We start from the raw sequence: 14,169 nt of genomic DNA on the forward strand, positions 1-14,169 counted from the left end.
CCGCTGCGGCCATAACCTGATCTTGTGACTTCTCCATCCGCCGCCACGTCCACGCGACTTGCGGGGTCGACGCTGCGCTCACTTACCAGGGACCTTGCCGGCCGCGCCCTTGGACGGATGTTGCGCCTGCCGGCTCGGACCAGCGGCTACACGGTCAGCCGCGTCACGATTCCGATGCGCGACGGCGTCGAATTGGTGGCCGACCACTACGTGCCCGCCGGAGAACCCGTCGGCACCCTGCTGCTGCGCGGACCGTATGGCCGTGGGTTTCCGTTCTCGCTGTTGTACGGGGCGCTGTACGCCGCCCGCGGCTACCACGTGCTGATGCAAAGCGTGCGGGGGACGTTCGACTCGGGCGGGACGTTCGCCCCGATGGCGCACGAAGCGGCCGACGGCGCCGACACCGTCGCATGGCTGCGGCGCCAGCCGTGGTTCACCGGCCGCTTCGCCACCATCGGGATTTCCTACCTCGGCTTCACCCAGTGGGCGCTGTTGCAGGATCCGCCGCCCGAGTTGGCCGCGGCCGTCATCACCGCCGGCCCCCACGATTTCAGCGAATCGGCGTGGGGCACGGGCTCATTCACCGTCAACGACTTCCTCGGCTGGAGCTACCTGGTGGCCCACCAGGAAGATCCCGGGCGGATCCGCGGAGCCATCCGCCAGATACGGGCGCGGAAAAGTGTGATACGCGCCACCGGTGAGTTACCTCTGGGTGCGGCCGGCCGGAAGTTGCTGGGTGCCCGCGCGCCGTGGTGGGAGTCGTGGCTGGACCATCCTGATGACAACGAAAGGTTCTGGTCGGCAATGCGATTCGGCGCCGCGCTCGACCGGGCAGAGGTGCCGGTGCTGCTCATCGGCGGATGGCAAGACCTGTTCCTGCAGCAGACCTTGCAGCAATATCGGCGTCTTCGCGACCGCGGCGTCGACGTAGCCCTCACGATGGGCCCATGGACACATACCCAGCTGCTTTTCCAGGGTCTGCGGACCATCGCCCAAGAATCACAGGGCTGGCTGGACACCCACCTCGGCGGTCGCCCCGGTAAACCGCGACCCGCCAGAGTCCACTTCCACGTCGCCGGCGAAGGCTGGCGCGATGCCGCCGACTGGCCGCCGGCCACCACCGAGCGAGCGCTGTACCTGCAGCCCGGCGGCGATCTGACCGACACGCCGCCGACATCGTCCGCGGTGGCCTCGGTGAGTTTCCGCTACGACCCCGCCGACCCGACACCCACCATCGGCGGCCGACTGCTGTCGCCGGACGGTGGATACCGCGACGACACCGCGCTGGCCGCCCGCAGCGACGTGCTCAGCTTCACCAGCGACGTGCTGACCGAAGATCTGTGCGTGATCGGCAACCCGGTCGCTGAATTGGCGCATACCTGCGACAACCCCCACGCCGACGTGTTCGCTCGGATCAGCGAAGTCGACGCTAAAGGCCGTTCCCGCAATGTCAGCGACGGCTATCGGCGGCTAACCGACACGACCGACTCGGTCAGGCTCGAGCTCGACGCGATCGCTCACCGGTTCGGCGCCGGAGCACGCATCCGCGTGCTGATCGCCGGCGGCAGTCATCCCCGCTATGCCCGTAACCTCGGTACCGGTGAGCCAACGGCCACCGGCGCACAGCTCAAGCCCTCGACCCATGAGCTGCACTTCGGCGCCTCCCGGGTGCTACTGCCGGTCGAGCGCGCCTAGCCGATGGGCATCGTCGACAAATAGGCAAGCGGCGCAACACAACTCCATTGGCGTCCATTGGCGGTCGTCAACGGCTGCGAACGCCGGAGCGGAAGTCACCGCGTTCACCCGTCGCTGCGGCACGCCGGGCGCACCGGCATTGGTGCGCGTTTCCGTAGCCGGCGAGACGACTGAGCTGGGCACGCTCGGGGGGCGGCCGGACGGCGCTGTGCTGGTCGACCAGTCGTCATCCGACGGCGGCACGAACGCGGTCGGCGACGTCTCGCAGTGCCGCCTCGTCGTGCACCGGCGTACCCAGCGACGGCGTGACCGGCAACTGCACCCAGCTGGTGCAGCCGGCGTAGTCGGGAATCCGGGGCAGTTCTACCGGTTCGACCAGCGGTATCGCCTGCACGACGAGCACCGCCAACCGGTGCCGGGGACGAAAGTCCAGCCGGTCCTCACGCACCGACGCGGCCGTCCAGATGTGTAGATCCGCGATCGCCTCGAGGTTATCGGGTCGGTTGACCGGCAGTGCCGCAACAACTTTCGCCGCCGCCCGCACCACGAATCGGTCGCCGGTGCTGTCGGGAGCCGCGGCCGTAAGCAAGTGCTGAAATTCTGGCCGGACCCGCTCGGCGTGGCTGTGCGCGACCGTCGGGAACAGCAGGAACTCGCGGGCGGCCACCTCGAAACGCTTTTCACCGATCCCGCCCTTACGCAACAGCACCCACTGCTGGCCGTCCAGCATCGCGTGCACCACCGCGCTCCACTCCTTGAGCGCGGGCACGGTGGCGGTTTGGGTCATCTGATCGCCAGCCGACGCAACGGCGGGTCGGCCTTCGGAGGTTGGCGGCGCGGCGATCTCCTCGGCGGTCGCCGGCGGCTCGAGTCCGCGCAACTCGGTGACGTTTCGGCACATCCCTCAACGATAGGAGCGACCCGGCTGCTACCACACAGTGACCGGACGCGGATACCGGTGGTTGCGCAGCCGTTGATCCTTGGTCACCAGAGGCCAGCCGTGTTCGACGGCGGTGGCGTAGATCAACCGGTCGGCCGGATCGCCGGGAAACCCGGACGGCAACGACGCTGCCGTGGCGGCGACGGCGGGAGTGATGCCGATCGTGCGGACGTGCTCGGCCAGCTGCGCAAGCCAGGATCGCAGCGGAATCGTCGTCTGGATACGCTCGTGCTCGGCGAGCCACGCCAACTCGTACCAGCTGATGGCGGCGACGGCGAGCTCGTCGGCCTGCTCGATGGCCCGGCTGGCGGTGGGACTCAGGCGCCGAGGCTCCGCCGCCCACCAGTGGATCACGTGCGAGTCGAGCACCACCGTGGTCATGAGCGCCGCTCCGCATCGCCGCCGACGCGCGTCACGAGGCGTTCCAGGACTGACCGGTGGTGAATAGCTCGTCGTCATCGGCGGCCGTCATCGCAACCCCAGCCAACCGGCCCTTGAGTGCGTGTGGCCCGGTCGCTGCCACCAGTCGGGCCACCGTCCGGCCGTGTTTGGTGATCTCGATTTCCTCGCCGTCGGCGACGTCGTCGAGCAGAGCAAGGATCTTCGCCTTCACCTCAGTAGCGGTCATTTTTCTGGTCATACGGGTATTCTACTGGTCCGCACCGGGTGACTGGCTACCGTAATGTACCAGCCGCTCTCCACAAACTAGGTACCATCACCAACCTGCGCGGTACCATCTACCTATGGCGCTCAACATCAAAGACCCCGAGCTGGTCCGCCTCGCCGAAGAACTCGCCGCGCGCATGGGCCACAACAACAAGACCAGGGCCATCCGGGACGCGCTCTCCGCCCAACTCTCGCTCCTGGAAGCCCAGCACGGCGACCGCGCCACCCATCTCCTCGACGTCATGCGCACCGAGATTTGGCCCCTCCTCCCGCCCCAACCGCCGATCACCAAGGACGAACGAGAGCAAATCCTGGGCTACGACCCCGAGATCGGAGCCTGACCCGTGATCGTCGACTCCTCCGCGCTCATCGCCCTCATCCAGAACGAACCGGCCGCCGAGCAGGTTGCCACGGTCCTCGCCGGCGCCCGCAGCCCGGTCATCAGCGCCGCCACCCTCACCGAAACCCTGATCGTGCTCACCGCCCGACGCGGCCCCGTCGCACGCACCGTCTTCGACCGCCTCAGAACCGAAATCAACCTGGGCATAGCCCAATACACCGCCGAACACGCCTACGCCGCCCACCGCGCCTACCTACAGTTCGGCCGCGCCCGCCATCCAGCGGGACTTAACTTCGGCGACTGCATGAGCTACGCCACCGCCGAGCTCGCCCACGAACCGCTCCTGGCCACCGGCAACGACTTCCCGCAAACCGACCTCGAGTTCAGTGACGGCATCGTCGGCTACTGGCCCACGCCAAGCACTACCGACTAACGGATTTGTTCGGGATGCTGAAACCGCCGGGATGTCCCTATCGGGCAACACATTGCCAAGCGTCGGCGAACAACTCCATTCCCACATCCAGCGCGTCGGCGCTGGCCAACACCGACGCGCACTGCTGTAGATCCAGGCGAGCGCGCAAAGTGGCGTCCGGGTCACTGGTTAGGCACCCGCGGCCGGGTCCGGGAAGGTCGCTGGGCAGCGGGCGGGCCCGCAGATCGGCCACAGGGCAGGTCACGGTGTCGCGGCCTGCCGCTCACCGTGCCAGGCCGCCCATAGCTGTGCGTAAAGCCCGCCACGACCCAGCAGTTCGGTGTGCGAGCCGTCTTCGATGATGCGGCCGTGCTGCATCACCAACACCCGATCCGCGTCCTCGGCGCTGTGCAGGCGGTGCGCAATCGAGATGACGGTGCGCCCGGCGAGCAGGGTGGACAACGAGCGCTCCAGGCCGCGGGCCAGACGTGGGTCGAGCTGCGAGGTGGCTTCGTCGAGGGCTTCCCCAGCGGATGCAACACCTGCTGGCCCCGCATACGAACGCCGTCAAAGCCCGCCGCGCGGCCTACCGGCAGTCGAATCGAGGCCACCGTCGATGAGCGCGTCGAGCAGCAACGCTTCATCGACCAACACCTCAGCCGCGACCAGGATCGTGAGCAAGGCATCGATTACGGGCTCGAATTCTGATCGTGCGATCAGAACCTTGACGCCTCGATCACAAGCTTCCTGAGCGAATCCATGGCCGGGTTGAGCAACCCTCCTTGGGCAGAAGCGCTGTCGCCGACGATCACGAAGTGCACGGTCTTCCCGTGATCCTGCACAACGCGTCCTCGGTAGCGGTGGTCACCAACAGCTCCCGGCTGATCCGCTGCCGTCTCGACTAAACCGCGCCTGGCCGGGCTCAGCAGCCGCAGTCCTGGCCGCGCCAGGATTGGACGCCTTGCCAGACTGCGGCGGCGGCGATGCCCAACCCGATGACGGGGTCGAGCCACCAGCCGCCGGGCCAGCTCGCGGTGACGGCGAGTCCTGCCAGGACCGCGGCGGCCTGGGCGGCGCATAGGTAGTTCTGGGCGCCTTCGCCTGCGGTGGCGGCCGAGCGGCGGATATCCGTTGCAGTCTGCGCTCATCGCCTTGGGGCTGCGGTCGGCGAGAATTGCCGGGGGAATTGTTGGCGTCTTCGTCTTGCGTCGCGCCGCTCAACTGGTACCGTTCCTTAACGGGGCCTTAACGGGGCCTGAGACCAGCAGGTCATGTCGTGAGCGGACGGAAAAGGGGAGCGAGCAATGGCGGGTCAGCATTCGAAGCGGGATCGCCGGTCGGGCAAAGACAGGGCCCGTCGTCGTCGGATGGCGCGGATCGCCGGGCTGGGCAGCGGCGCCGGGGCGTTTTTGGCGTTGGGGTTGGGCCCGCTGGCGGGCGCGCCGAGCGCGCACGCCGACCCGCTGACCGGTTGGATCGATCTGATCGTCGACCCGGCGATGAGTTCGCTGGCCGGTTCGGTGAACGTCTTCGACCCCTCGACGCTGGACGCCGCGCTGGCCCCGCTGGGCAGTGTGAGCGGGTGGGAGTCGGCGATCGGCGACCTGTCCGGTGTTTCCGGCTCGGCGCTGGCGCTGCCCGACACCGGCGCCGCGGCGGCCTCGGCGAGCGACCCTTCCTCCTCGTTCCTGCAGGGGTTGGACCAAGACTTCGCGTCGATGTTCGGCGGCAACCAGGACTCGGCCGCGGCCGCGTCGAACGGCCTGCCCGTCTGCGGCACCGGCTTCGCCGACTTGTTCTGTGACGGCGCCAACGGCGTCGGCGGCCACTCGCTGACCGCGGCCGACGGCGGCAACGGCGGTTTGATCCTCGGCAACGGCGGCAACGGCGCCACCGACGCGGCCGGCGTCGGCGGCACCGGCGGCAACGCCGGACTGTGGGGCGGCGACGGCGGCAACGGCGGCAACGGCGCGGACATCACCACCGTCGGCGGCACCGGAACGGCCGGCACGACCGGCCTCGCCGGCGGGGCCGGTTCGGCCGGCGGCGTCGGCAACGCCGGCGGCGACGGCGGGGCCGGCGGCAGCGCGGGCTTGTTCGACTTCCTCGGCGACGGCGGCAACGGCGGCGACGGCGGGGTCGGCGGGGTCGGTGGGGCCGGCGGCACCGGCGGCGCGGGCAGTCTGACGATCGGCGGTGACGGCGGGGTCGGCGGCGAAGGCGGGGCCGGCGGGGCCGGCGGCGCCGCCGGAACCGGCGGCCTGTTCGGCACCGGTGGCACTGCCGGCACCGCCGGGGTCGGCGGCGAAGGCGGGGCCGGCGGGGCCGGCGGTGACGGCTTGGTGACCGGCGGGGCCGGCGGCGACGGCGGGGTCGGCGGCACCGGCGGGAACGTGACGGCCGGCATCGGCGGCACCGGCGGCACCGGCGGGACCGGCGGCGACGGCGGCACCGGCTTCGGCGGCGTTGCGAAGGGCGATCCCGGCGCCCCCGGTGTCGCCGGCACAACACCCACCGACACCACCGGCGGGGCCGGCGGTGACGGCGGCAACGGCGGGGCCGGCGGGTTCGAGTTGACCGGTTAGTGACGGCGGCGGCAGCCTTATCGACACCAACGTTGGTGGGGGCGCTGACGGCCTGACCATCACCGTCGGCACCCCCACCAACCGGTGACAGCCTGGTCAACGTCGGCCTCGGCGGTGCCACCCGTCCTCGGCGTCGGCGCCCAGTGGCAACGGCCTCGACGCCGACTTGCTCGGCTTAAAGCTGGGCTTGTGATCGAGTGGCATCGGATAGCTGGATTTCCAGCGTGGGCGCTGGCGACGCCCTTGCGGGGCCGGGTTCAGCAACAGAACGAACGAATCCGAGTGTTTTCCTGATTCCGCGAGCTCGAGCGCGCCGGACTCGGATCAAGCGGCTAGCTGCGCCTAGCGCGCCAACTCGACGACATCGAGGGCTACGACTTCGTGCTTATTGACTGCCCGCCCGCGTTGGGCGGGTTAACGACAGCGGCGCTGGCGGCCACCGATTACGTGTCGGCGATCCTCAAGGCCGGGCCCGATGAAGTCCTCGATGCCCCGCCGCCGTCGCCGCCGCGAGCAGCCGCCCGGCCGCGGCGGCCAGGCTGTCGGTGTCCACCTTCAACGGCTCGCCCACGAACTGCACCCTTTCTGGATGGGCACACGGTTAGCGCGCGAGATTGCACCTCGGTCGGCGGCAGCGCGCTGGCCCGGTGGGTAGTCTTGCCGGCGATGGAGGAGGCGCTGCTGCGGCTGCTGGCCGACATCGACCCTGCGCCGGGTGCGGTGCTGTGCTGGATCGTCGACGGAACCTGGCCGCCCCAACCCGTCCGGCCGCACCGCGGCGTAGCCGCCCCGGCGCCCCAGACATCACACCTCTTGCACTCTGGGCCGCTTATAGCGATAGCCACGTCAGCGGCAGAAAGCCGACCAACGCGGCCGCCACTGGCCGGCCCGGCCAAGCTCAACGCGCCGAGCCGGCCGACCACCGCGGTGTCGAGAAGCAAGTGGAGCGGCTCGGCGGCGAGCACACCCAGCGCCGGCAGGGCCAGCTGCGTGATTTGTCGGCCACCCGCCTGCGGTGGGCCCGGCCCGGTCACCGCTGATTACCCGTTCGACGAGCGCGCGCAGACTGCCAGGACTTATCGGCGTGTCGCGTACAAACGCGCACACTCGCGCAAAGAGAGCCCGGTCACCCTAGAGCGGCACGCAGCGAAGCCACCACCTCGTCGGTCGAACCGGTGGCCGAGTAGCCCGCGGCCAGTTTGTGACCGCCGCCGCCGAATGCCGAAGCGACGGCAGCCAGATCGACACCGGCTTTTGCCCGCATCGACACCGACCACTGCTGCGGCTCGATCTCCTTGAACACCGCCGCGACCTCGGCCTCCTCGGTGGTGCGGACGATGTCGACGATGCTCTCCACTTCTTCGGAGCGCGCGCTGATCAGTTCCTGGTTTCCGACAACCGCGTACACCAGGCCGCGACCCGCCAATGCGTCGGGCACCACCTGCGCGCAACCCAGCACCCGGGACAGCATCGTCAGCCACCGGAACGGATGGGTGTCCATCAGCGATCGGCTGATCGCCGCGTTGTCGATGCCCAGCTCGACCAGCCGGGCGGCCAACCGATATGCGCGCGCACTGGCCCACCGGAACGATCCGGTATCGGTGATCAGCCCCGCGTAAAGGCAATGCGCCACTTCGATGTCGATCGGCTGGCCCCATGCGTCGAGGAGCTCGGCGACCAGCATCGTGGTGGAGTCCGCCGCCGGGTCAACGAGGTTGACGGTGCCGAACAGCTGATTCGACGCGTGGTGGTCGATCACAAGCAGCTCTTGGGCGCTAGCCGCCATTTCCCGCAGGTCTCCCAGCCGGTTGATGCTCGGAATATCCGCGGTGACAACCAGGTCGACATCGCGACGCATGGCATGCGGATCGACCAGAAGCTGACCGCCGGGCAGCGACCGCAAAGACTCCGGAAGCGCTGCCGGCGCGGCGAAGCTGACCTCGACGGCTTTGCCGCACCGATCCAGCACTAGGGCCAGCCCCAGCCCCGCGCCGATCGTGTCGGCGTCGGGATAGACATGGCAGACGACACCGACCGTGGCGGCGGCCGACAGCACCTCGGCGGCCCCGACAGCGTCCACCCGACGCCCCGTGGCCGCTGATTTAGTCTTCGAGTTGATCGTCGTCACCGGCATCTCCCACTGCAGGGTCCGATTGCCCGCTCCGGTATGGATCGGGCTCTCCCGCCGGCTTGGCGCCTTCGCGAACCCGAGCCACATCGGCGTCGGCAGCGCGTGCGCGTGCCAGCAACTGTTCCATCCGTTGCACGGAGTCAGACACCGTGTCGCGGGTGAACGTCAGCGTGGGCGTGAACCGCACGCCGGTGCCGGCCCCGACCTTGGTGCGCAGCACACCTTTGGCGCGTTCCAGCGCCGCTGCCGCGCCGGCGTAATCGGGGGCGTCATCCAACGTCGACCCCATCACCGTGTAGTACAGCGTCGCGTCGTGCAGATCGCCGGACAACTTGGTGTCGAGGATGGTGACACCGGCCAGTCCGGGATCCTTGATCCGGTACTCGATTGCCGAGGCGACGATCATGGTGATCCGCTTGGCCAGCCGGCGGGCCCGGGCCGGGTCAGCCATGCCGGGTGTTGGGGTTGTCCGGACTCATCTTCAGGAGCGTTCCTTCTGGACCAGCTCGTAGGTTTCGATGATGTCGCCTTCTTTGATGTCGGAGTAGCTCAGCGTCAGACCGCATTCGTAGCCGTCGCGGACCTCGGTGACGTCGTCCTTCTCCCGTCGCAGTGACTGTACGGTCAAGTTCTCAGAGACCACGATGTTGTCCCGCAGCAGCCGGGCCTTGGCGTTGCGGCGCAGCACGCCCGAAGTGACCAAACAACCGGCGATCAAACCCACCTTCGAGGAGCGGAACAGCGCGCGGATCTCCGCACGACCCAGCTGGTTCTCCTCGTAGATCGGCTTGAGCATGCCGCGCAGCGCCTTCTCGACCTCGTCGATCGCCTGGTAGATCACCGAGTAGTAGCGGACTTCCACGCCTTCGCGGTTGGCGAGCTCAGTCGCTTTGCCCTCGGCACGCACGTTGAAGCCGATGATCACCGCGTCGGACGCCGACGCCAGGTTGACGTTGGTCTCGGTGATGCCGCCGACGCCGCGGTCGATGACGCGCAGTTCCACCTCGTCATCGACCACGATTCCCAGCAAGGCCTCTTCCAGCGCCTCGACGGTGCCGGCGTTGTCGCCCTTGAGGATCAGGTTCAGCTGGCTGGTTTCCTTCAACGCCGAGTCCAGGTCCTCCAGGCTGATTCGCTTGCGCGAGCGCGCCGCCAGGGCGTTGCGCTTGCGCGCGCTGCGCCGGTCGGCGATCTGGCGGGCGATGCGGTCCTCGTCGACGACGAGAAAGTTGTCGCCGGCGCCGGGCACCGACGTGAAGCCGATGACCTGGACCGGTCGCGACGGCAGCGCCTCTTCGACGTCGTCGCCAAATTCGTCCAGCATCCGGCGGACCCGGCCGTAGGCGTCGCCGGCTACCACCGAGTCGCCGACGTGCAGCGTGCCGCGCTGCACCAGCACGGTGGCCACCGGGCCGCGACCGCGGTCCAGGTGCGCCTCGATCGCCACACCCTGGGCTTCCATGTCGGGGTTGGCACGCAAATCCAGTGCGGCGTCAGCGGTCAGCAGCACCGCCTCTTCCAGCGCCTCGATGTTGGTGCCCTGCTTGGCGGAGATGTCCACGAACATGGTGTCGCCACCGAAATCTTCGGCAACCAGGCCATATTCGGTGAGCTGGGAGCGGATCTTGGCCGGGTCGGCGCCCTCCTTGTCGATCTTGTTGACCGCCACCACGATCGGCACATCGGCCGCCTGGGCGTGGTTGATGGCCTCCACCGTCTGCGGCATCACGCCGTCGTCGGCAGCGACCACCAGGATCGCGATGTCGGTGGCCTTGGCGCCACGGGCACGCATCGCGGTGAACGCTTCGTGACCAGGGGTGTCGATGAAGGTGATCAGTCGCTCGGCGCCGTCGAGGTCGACCGCCACCTGGTAAGCACCGATGTGCTGGGTGATCCCGCCGGCCTCGCCCTCGCGGACGCTGGCATTGCGGATGGTGTCCAGCAGCCGGGTTTTACCGTGGTCGACGTGACCCATCACGGTCACCACCGGCGGACGGGTCTGCAGGTCTTCCTCGCCCCCGGTGTCTTCGCCGTAGGAGAGGTCAAATGACTCCAGCAGTTCGCGGTCTTCGTCCTCAGGGCTGACGACCTGGACGTTGTAGTTCATCTCGCTGCCCAGCAATGCGAGCGTCTCGTCGCCGACCGACTGTGTGGCCGTCACCATCTCGCCGAGGTTGAACAGCGCCTGCACCAGCGCGGCCGGGTTGGCGTCGACCTTCTCGGCGAAATCCGAGAGCGACGCGCCGCGGGCCAGCCTGATGGTCTCGCCATTGCCGTGCGGCAAGCGCACGCCGCCGACGACTGGCGCCTGCATGTTCTCGTACTCGGCGCGTTTGGCCCGCTTGGACTTGCGACCGCGCCGCGGCGCTCCGCCGGGACGGCCGAACGCACCGGCAGCGCCACCACGCTGGCCGGGACGGCCGCCGCCTCCACCCGGACGGCCGCGGTAACCGCCGCCAGCGGGCGGGGCACCGACGCCGCCGCCGCCTCCGCCGCGGTAGTTGCCACCACCGCCGCTGGGGCGGCCTGTGGTCGGGGCGCCCGGCCGGCCACCGGGGCCCGGGCGGGGTCCGCCGGGACGCGGCGGCCGACCTGGTCCACCAACGCCGCCACCTGGGCGCGGCGGCATGCTGCCGGGCGAAGCGCCGGGGCGTGAGGCGCCGGGACGGGGCGCCTGCGGACGCGGAATTGGTCGGTCCACCGGTTGCGCCGATGAAAACGGGTTATTGCCGACGCGCGGGGTGCGAGCCGCCGGCCTGGGAGCCGGGCGTGGGCCGGGAGTAGGTGCGGGGCGGCTCGGAGTCGGCGACGGCCCAGCCTGCGGCTGTTCCGGAGCCGGGGCAGGCGGCGCGGACTCCGGCGGCGCCGCCGGCGCGGACGGCTTGGGAGCCGCGGGTTTTCTCACCGCGGGGGGCGCTGCATATTTGACGGCGCCTTTGGCGGCAGCCGCGCCGTTGCCGGCGGTCTTTTCCCGCGCGGGCCTGCCACCGCCGAACGACTCGCGCAGCCGACGCGCGACCGGCGCTTCTACCGTCGACGATGCGGATTTGACGAATTCACCCTGCTCGCTGAGCCGGGCGAGAACTTCTTTGCTGGTAACACCGAGTTCCTTAGCTAACTCGTGTACGCGCGCCTTGCCTGCCACTACATCTCCTGTCTATGAGGCAACAGCGGAGGTAGGCCGCGCCTCGGGTACTAGCTGTAACGCATCGGGGTGGGAGTCATCGGGACTTCACGGTGTGCTCATGTTCTTTGCTACCTGTTCTGTTGGCGGGATGATCGGACGTGTCGAGGGACTCGACATGCTCGACCAGCGCTGACGCGTCCGATGCACCGGTGATCCGCAACGCTCGCGCGAGCGCTCGCCGCCGGATCGCTTCATGTGCGCACTTCGGAGTGGGATGCAGCCATGCACCCCGCCCCGGAAGATTACCTGCTGGGTCAACGGTCACGACACATTTACCGTTCCCGCTCGACACAGCCACCACTCGAAGCAGTTCGACGGCCAACTCTCGCTTTCGGCAACCGACACATGTCCGCACCGGTCCTTCGATGCGTCGATGCGCGGAGGCCAAAGTCGCGCGCTGGATCACGGCTTAGTTTACCCACACCCAACTGGTGACCTGTACCACCCGCGACCGGGCTAGACCGACCGCCCGCCTCCTCCTCATCGCGCTACGCGCTCTGCATCGTCGCCGGGCTAGACCGACCGCCCGCCTCCTCCTCATCGCGCTACGCGCTCTGCATCGTCGCCGGGCTAGACCGATTGCCCGCCTCCTCCTCATCGCGCTACGCGCTCTGCATCGTCGCCGGGCTAGCGATCGTGCGCCATGCCGTGAGTGGCGCCGTGCCCGGGATGGTCTGCGGGCTGGTCGGGCGAATCACCGCGGATGTCGATCCGCCATCCGGTGAGCCGGGCCGCTAGCCGCGCGTTCTGGCCCTCTTTGCCGATGGCCAGCGACAGCTGAAAGTCGGGCACCACGACCCGCGCCGCCCGGGCGTTCTGGTCGATGACCGTCACCGAAAATACCTTGGCCGGTGATAACGCGTTGGCGACGAACCGGGCCGGGTCCTCGTCGTAGTCGATGATGTCGATCTTCTCCCCGGACAGCTCGCTCATCACGTTGCGTACCCGCTGACCCATCGGGCCGATGCAGGCGCCCTTGGCGTTCAGGCCCGAAACCCGGGACGCGACCGCGATCTTCGAACGGTGGCCGGCTTCGCGCGCGACCGCGACAATCTCCACCGACCCGTCGGCTATCTCGGGGACTTCCAGCGAAAACAGTTTGCGCACCAAGTTGGGATGGGTGCGCGACAATGTGATCACTGGTTCGCGGGCACCGCGGCTGACGCCCACCACATAGCAGCGCAGCCGTTCACCATGCTCATAAACCTCACCGGGAACCTGTTCGGCGGCTGGGATCACGCCCTCGGACCCCTTGGTCTCGCTGCCTATTCGAACGACGACGAAACCGCGGGCGTTGGCCCGGTTATCTCGTTGCACCACACCGGCAACGATCTCGCCCTCGCGAGTGCAGAACTCGCCGAATGTGCGCTCGTTCTCGGCGTCGCGGAGCCGCTGCAGCATGACCTGCCGTGCGGTCGTGGCCGCAACCCGCCCGAAACCCTCCGGGGTGTCCTCCCATTCAGACAGCACATTGCCGTCTTCGTCGACCTCGCGAGCGAAAACTTGGACTGCACCGGTTTTGCGGTCGATCTCGATGCGCGCGTCCGGCTGATGGCCCTCGGTGTGCCGGTATGCGCTCAGCACCGCGGCCTTGACGTCTTCGAGCAGGTCGTCGAACGAGATTCCTCGTTCCACGACGATCGCGTGCAGAGCCGCCATGTCGATATTCATGTGGGGCCCTCCGCACTACGGTCGGCGGCCGCCAGCTCAAGTTCTCGTCGCGAAGGAGGCGCAAACTCAACCTGGACAACAGCTTTTACGATCTCCCCGATTGACACCGGGCGCACCGTCCAGTCGCGGCGCTGATCGTCGCGGACCACCACCAGCAGCGTGTTGTCGGATATCTCGCCGACTCGACCGGTGACGATCGTTTTATCGGCCAGGGCTATTTCGACTTTGCGGCCCCGCGCCCGGCGAAAGTGCTTCTCGCTGGTCAGCGGGCGGTCCACCCCGGGCGAGCTGACTTCGAGCAGATAGCGACCCGCAGTGCAATCGAGCGCATCCAACAGGGCCGACGCCGAACGGGACAGCTCAGCGACCGTGTCCAGGTCAAGTGGAGTGTCGCCATCGGCGATGACCGTTATCCGCGGCGGGCGGGCTCCCGGATCGATGACAACGTCTTCAATTTCGTAGCCTGCACGCGCGAACTCACCATCGAGTAGATCGATCACTTGTGTCTGTGACGGTAGCCTGCTGGCCACGGCGGGATCCTC

The 14,169-nt window shown here is 68.5% G+C and carries 15 protein-coding genes and 4 pseudogenes; 6 read left to right on the plus strand and 13 right to left on the minus strand.

Annotated features, from left to right (window positions below):
- Window positions 1-24: 24 nt before the first annotated feature.
- Together M5I08_RS18885 and M5I08_RS18890 are read left to right on the plus strand one after the other, a co-directional pair.
- Window positions 25-1,695, plus strand: a complete 1,671-nt coding sequence (locus M5I08_RS18885) for a CocE/NonD family hydrolase (RefSeq protein ID WP_370328509.1) — start codon at window positions 25-27, stop codon at window positions 1,693-1,695.
- A gap of 46 nt (window positions 1,696-1,741) precedes the next feature.
- Window positions 1,742-1,846, plus strand: a pseudogene (locus tag M5I08_RS18890) (alpha/beta fold hydrolase); the annotation flags it as partial.
- Between the two features lie 75 nt (window positions 1,847-1,921).
- On the opposite strand, the gene M5I08_RS18895 reads toward M5I08_RS18890, so the two are convergent.
- The 3 genes from M5I08_RS18895 to M5I08_RS18905 are packed head-to-tail and all read right to left on the minus strand — an operon-like array spanning window position 1,922 to window position 3,263.
- On the minus strand, window positions 1,922-2,596 hold the full coding sequence (locus tag M5I08_RS18895; protein ID WP_249762900.1) for a DUF1802 family protein: 675 nt from the start codon (window positions 2,594-2,596) through the stop codon (window positions 1,922-1,924).
- A gap of 27 nt (window positions 2,597-2,623) precedes the next feature.
- Window positions 2,624-3,016, minus strand: coding sequence for a type II toxin-antitoxin system VapC family toxin (locus M5I08_RS18900; RefSeq protein WP_219065482.1), 393 nt, complete (start codon window positions 3,014-3,016; stop codon window positions 2,624-2,626).
- Window positions 3,017-3,047: 31 nt separating this feature from the next.
- Window positions 3,048-3,263, minus strand: coding sequence for a type II toxin-antitoxin system Phd/YefM family antitoxin (locus tag M5I08_RS18905; RefSeq protein WP_219065573.1), 216 nt, complete (start codon window positions 3,261-3,263; stop codon window positions 3,048-3,050).
- 115 nt (window positions 3,264-3,378) lie between these two features.
- On the opposite strand from M5I08_RS18905, the gene M5I08_RS18910 reads away from it, so the two are divergent.
- Together M5I08_RS18910 and M5I08_RS18915 are read left to right on the plus strand one after the other, a co-directional pair.
- A complete protein-coding gene (locus M5I08_RS18910) occupies window positions 3,379-3,642 on the plus strand; it encodes a type II toxin-antitoxin system VapB family antitoxin (protein WP_219065483.1) in 264 nt (87 codons plus the stop codon).
- 3 nt (window positions 3,643-3,645) lie between these two features.
- The gene (locus tag M5I08_RS18915) at window positions 3,646-4,074 is read left to right on the plus strand and encodes a type II toxin-antitoxin system VapC family toxin (protein WP_219065484.1); all 429 of its coding nucleotides are present in this window, start codon (window positions 3,646-3,648) and stop codon (window positions 4,072-4,074) included.
- 37 nt (window positions 4,075-4,111) lie between these two features.
- On the opposite strand, the gene M5I08_RS18920 is transcribed toward M5I08_RS18915, so the two are convergent.
- Complete coding sequence (locus tag M5I08_RS18920; protein WP_249762901.1) at window positions 4,112-4,306, minus strand: hypothetical protein; 195 nt, start codon at window positions 4,304-4,306, stop codon at window positions 4,112-4,114.
- An 8-nt stretch (window positions 4,307-4,314) separates the two neighbouring features.
- Window positions 4,315-4,515 (minus strand): hypothetical protein, encoded by a 201-nt coding sequence (locus tag M5I08_RS18925; RefSeq protein ID WP_219065486.1) that lies wholly within the window; start codon window positions 4,513-4,515, stop codon window positions 4,315-4,317.
- Window positions 4,516-4,877: 362 nt separating this feature from the next.
- Between M5I08_RS18925 and M5I08_RS26230 the strand changes: the two are divergent.
- A pseudogene (locus tag M5I08_RS26230) lies at window positions 4,878-4,958 on the plus strand (hypothetical protein); the annotation flags it as partial.
- A 17-nt stretch (window positions 4,959-4,975) separates the two neighbouring features.
- Here the strand turns inward: M5I08_RS26230 and M5I08_RS18930 are convergent.
- Window positions 4,976-5,170, minus strand: a pseudogene (locus tag M5I08_RS18930) (hypothetical protein); the annotation flags it as partial.
- 187 nt (window positions 5,171-5,357) lie between these two features.
- Here M5I08_RS18930 and M5I08_RS26235 point away from each other — a divergent pair.
- Complete coding sequence (locus tag M5I08_RS26235; protein WP_219065487.1) at window positions 5,358-6,638, plus strand: hypothetical protein; 1,281 nt, start codon at window positions 5,358-5,360, stop codon at window positions 6,636-6,638.
- An 871-nt stretch (window positions 6,639-7,509) separates the two neighbouring features.
- Here the strand turns inward: M5I08_RS26235 and M5I08_RS18945 are convergent.
- The 7 genes and pseudogenes from M5I08_RS18945 to rimP form a co-directional block, all read right to left on the minus strand.
- Window positions 7,510-7,672, minus strand: a pseudogene (locus tag M5I08_RS18945) (MATE family efflux transporter); the annotation flags it as partial.
- Window positions 7,673-7,764: 92 nt separating this feature from the next.
- A complete protein-coding gene (locus tag M5I08_RS18950) occupies window positions 7,765-8,772 on the minus strand; it encodes a DHH family phosphoesterase (RefSeq protein WP_219065488.1) in 1,008 nt (335 codons plus the stop codon).
- The gene (gene rbfA, locus M5I08_RS18955; RefSeq protein WP_219065489.1) at window positions 8,741-9,220 is read right to left on the minus strand and encodes a 30S ribosome-binding factor RbfA; all 480 of its coding nucleotides are present in this window, start codon (window positions 9,218-9,220) and stop codon (window positions 8,741-8,743) included. Before rbfA ends, M5I08_RS18950 begins: the two co-directional genes overlap by 32 nt.
- Window positions 9,221-9,250: 30 nt before the next feature.
- Window positions 9,251-11,914 carry a translation initiation factor IF-2 gene (gene infB, locus M5I08_RS18960; protein WP_219065490.1) on the minus strand — a complete coding sequence of 888 codons (2,664 nt, stop codon included), beginning with the start codon at window positions 11,912-11,914 and terminating at the stop codon, window positions 9,251-9,253.
- A gap of 76 nt (window positions 11,915-11,990) precedes the next feature.
- On the minus strand, window positions 11,991-12,362 hold the full coding sequence (locus M5I08_RS18965) for a YlxR family protein (RefSeq protein ID WP_219065491.1): 372 nt from the start codon (window positions 12,360-12,362) through the stop codon (window positions 11,991-11,993).
- Window positions 12,363-12,583: 221 nt separating this feature from the next.
- Entirely contained in the window at window positions 12,584-13,627 is a 1,044-nt protein-coding gene (gene nusA / locus M5I08_RS18970; protein WP_219065492.1) for a transcription termination factor NusA, read from the minus strand.
- On the minus strand, window positions 13,624-14,157 hold the full coding sequence (gene rimP / locus M5I08_RS18975) for a ribosome maturation factor RimP (protein ID WP_219065493.1): 534 nt from the start codon (window positions 14,155-14,157) through the stop codon (window positions 13,624-13,626). Before rimP ends, nusA begins: the two co-directional genes overlap by 4 nt.
- Window positions 14,158-14,169 lie beyond the last annotated feature (12 nt).

This window comes from Candidatus Mycobacterium methanotrophicum, assembly GCF_023515995.1.
Lineage (GTDB): Bacteria > Actinomycetota > Actinomycetes > Mycobacteriales > Mycobacteriaceae > Mycobacterium > Mycobacterium methanotrophicum.

Excerpts from the sequence above, each read along its gene's own strand:
- M5I08_RS18895 (WP_249762900.1), bottom strand. The coding sequence starts at position 2,596 with ATGTGCCGAAACGTCACCGAGTTGCGCGGACTCGAGCCGCCGGCGACC.
- M5I08_RS18900 (WP_219065482.1), bottom strand. The coding sequence starts at position 3,016 with ATGACCACGGTGGTGCTCGACTCGCACGTGATCCACTGGTGGGCGGCG.
- M5I08_RS18905 (WP_219065573.1), bottom strand. The coding sequence starts at position 3,263 with ATGACCGCTACTGAGGTGAAGGCGAAGATCCTTGCTCTGCTCGACGAC.
- M5I08_RS18910 (WP_219065483.1), top strand. The coding sequence starts at position 3,379 with ATGGCGCTCAACATCAAAGACCCCGAGCTGGTCCGCCTCGCCGAAGAA.
- M5I08_RS26235 (WP_219065487.1), top strand. The coding sequence starts at position 5,358 with ATGGCGGGTCAGCATTCGAAGCGGGATCGCCGGTCGGGCAAAGACAGG.
- M5I08_RS18950 (WP_219065488.1), bottom strand. The coding sequence starts at position 8,772 with ATGCCGGTGACGACGATCAACTCGAAGACTAAATCAGCGGCCACGGGG.
- rbfA (WP_219065489.1), bottom strand. The coding sequence starts at position 9,220 with ATGGCTGACCCGGCCCGGGCCCGCCGGCTGGCCAAGCGGATCACCATG.
- nusA (WP_219065492.1), bottom strand. The coding sequence starts at position 13,627 with ATGAATATCGACATGGCGGCTCTGCACGCGATCGTCGTGGAACGAGGA.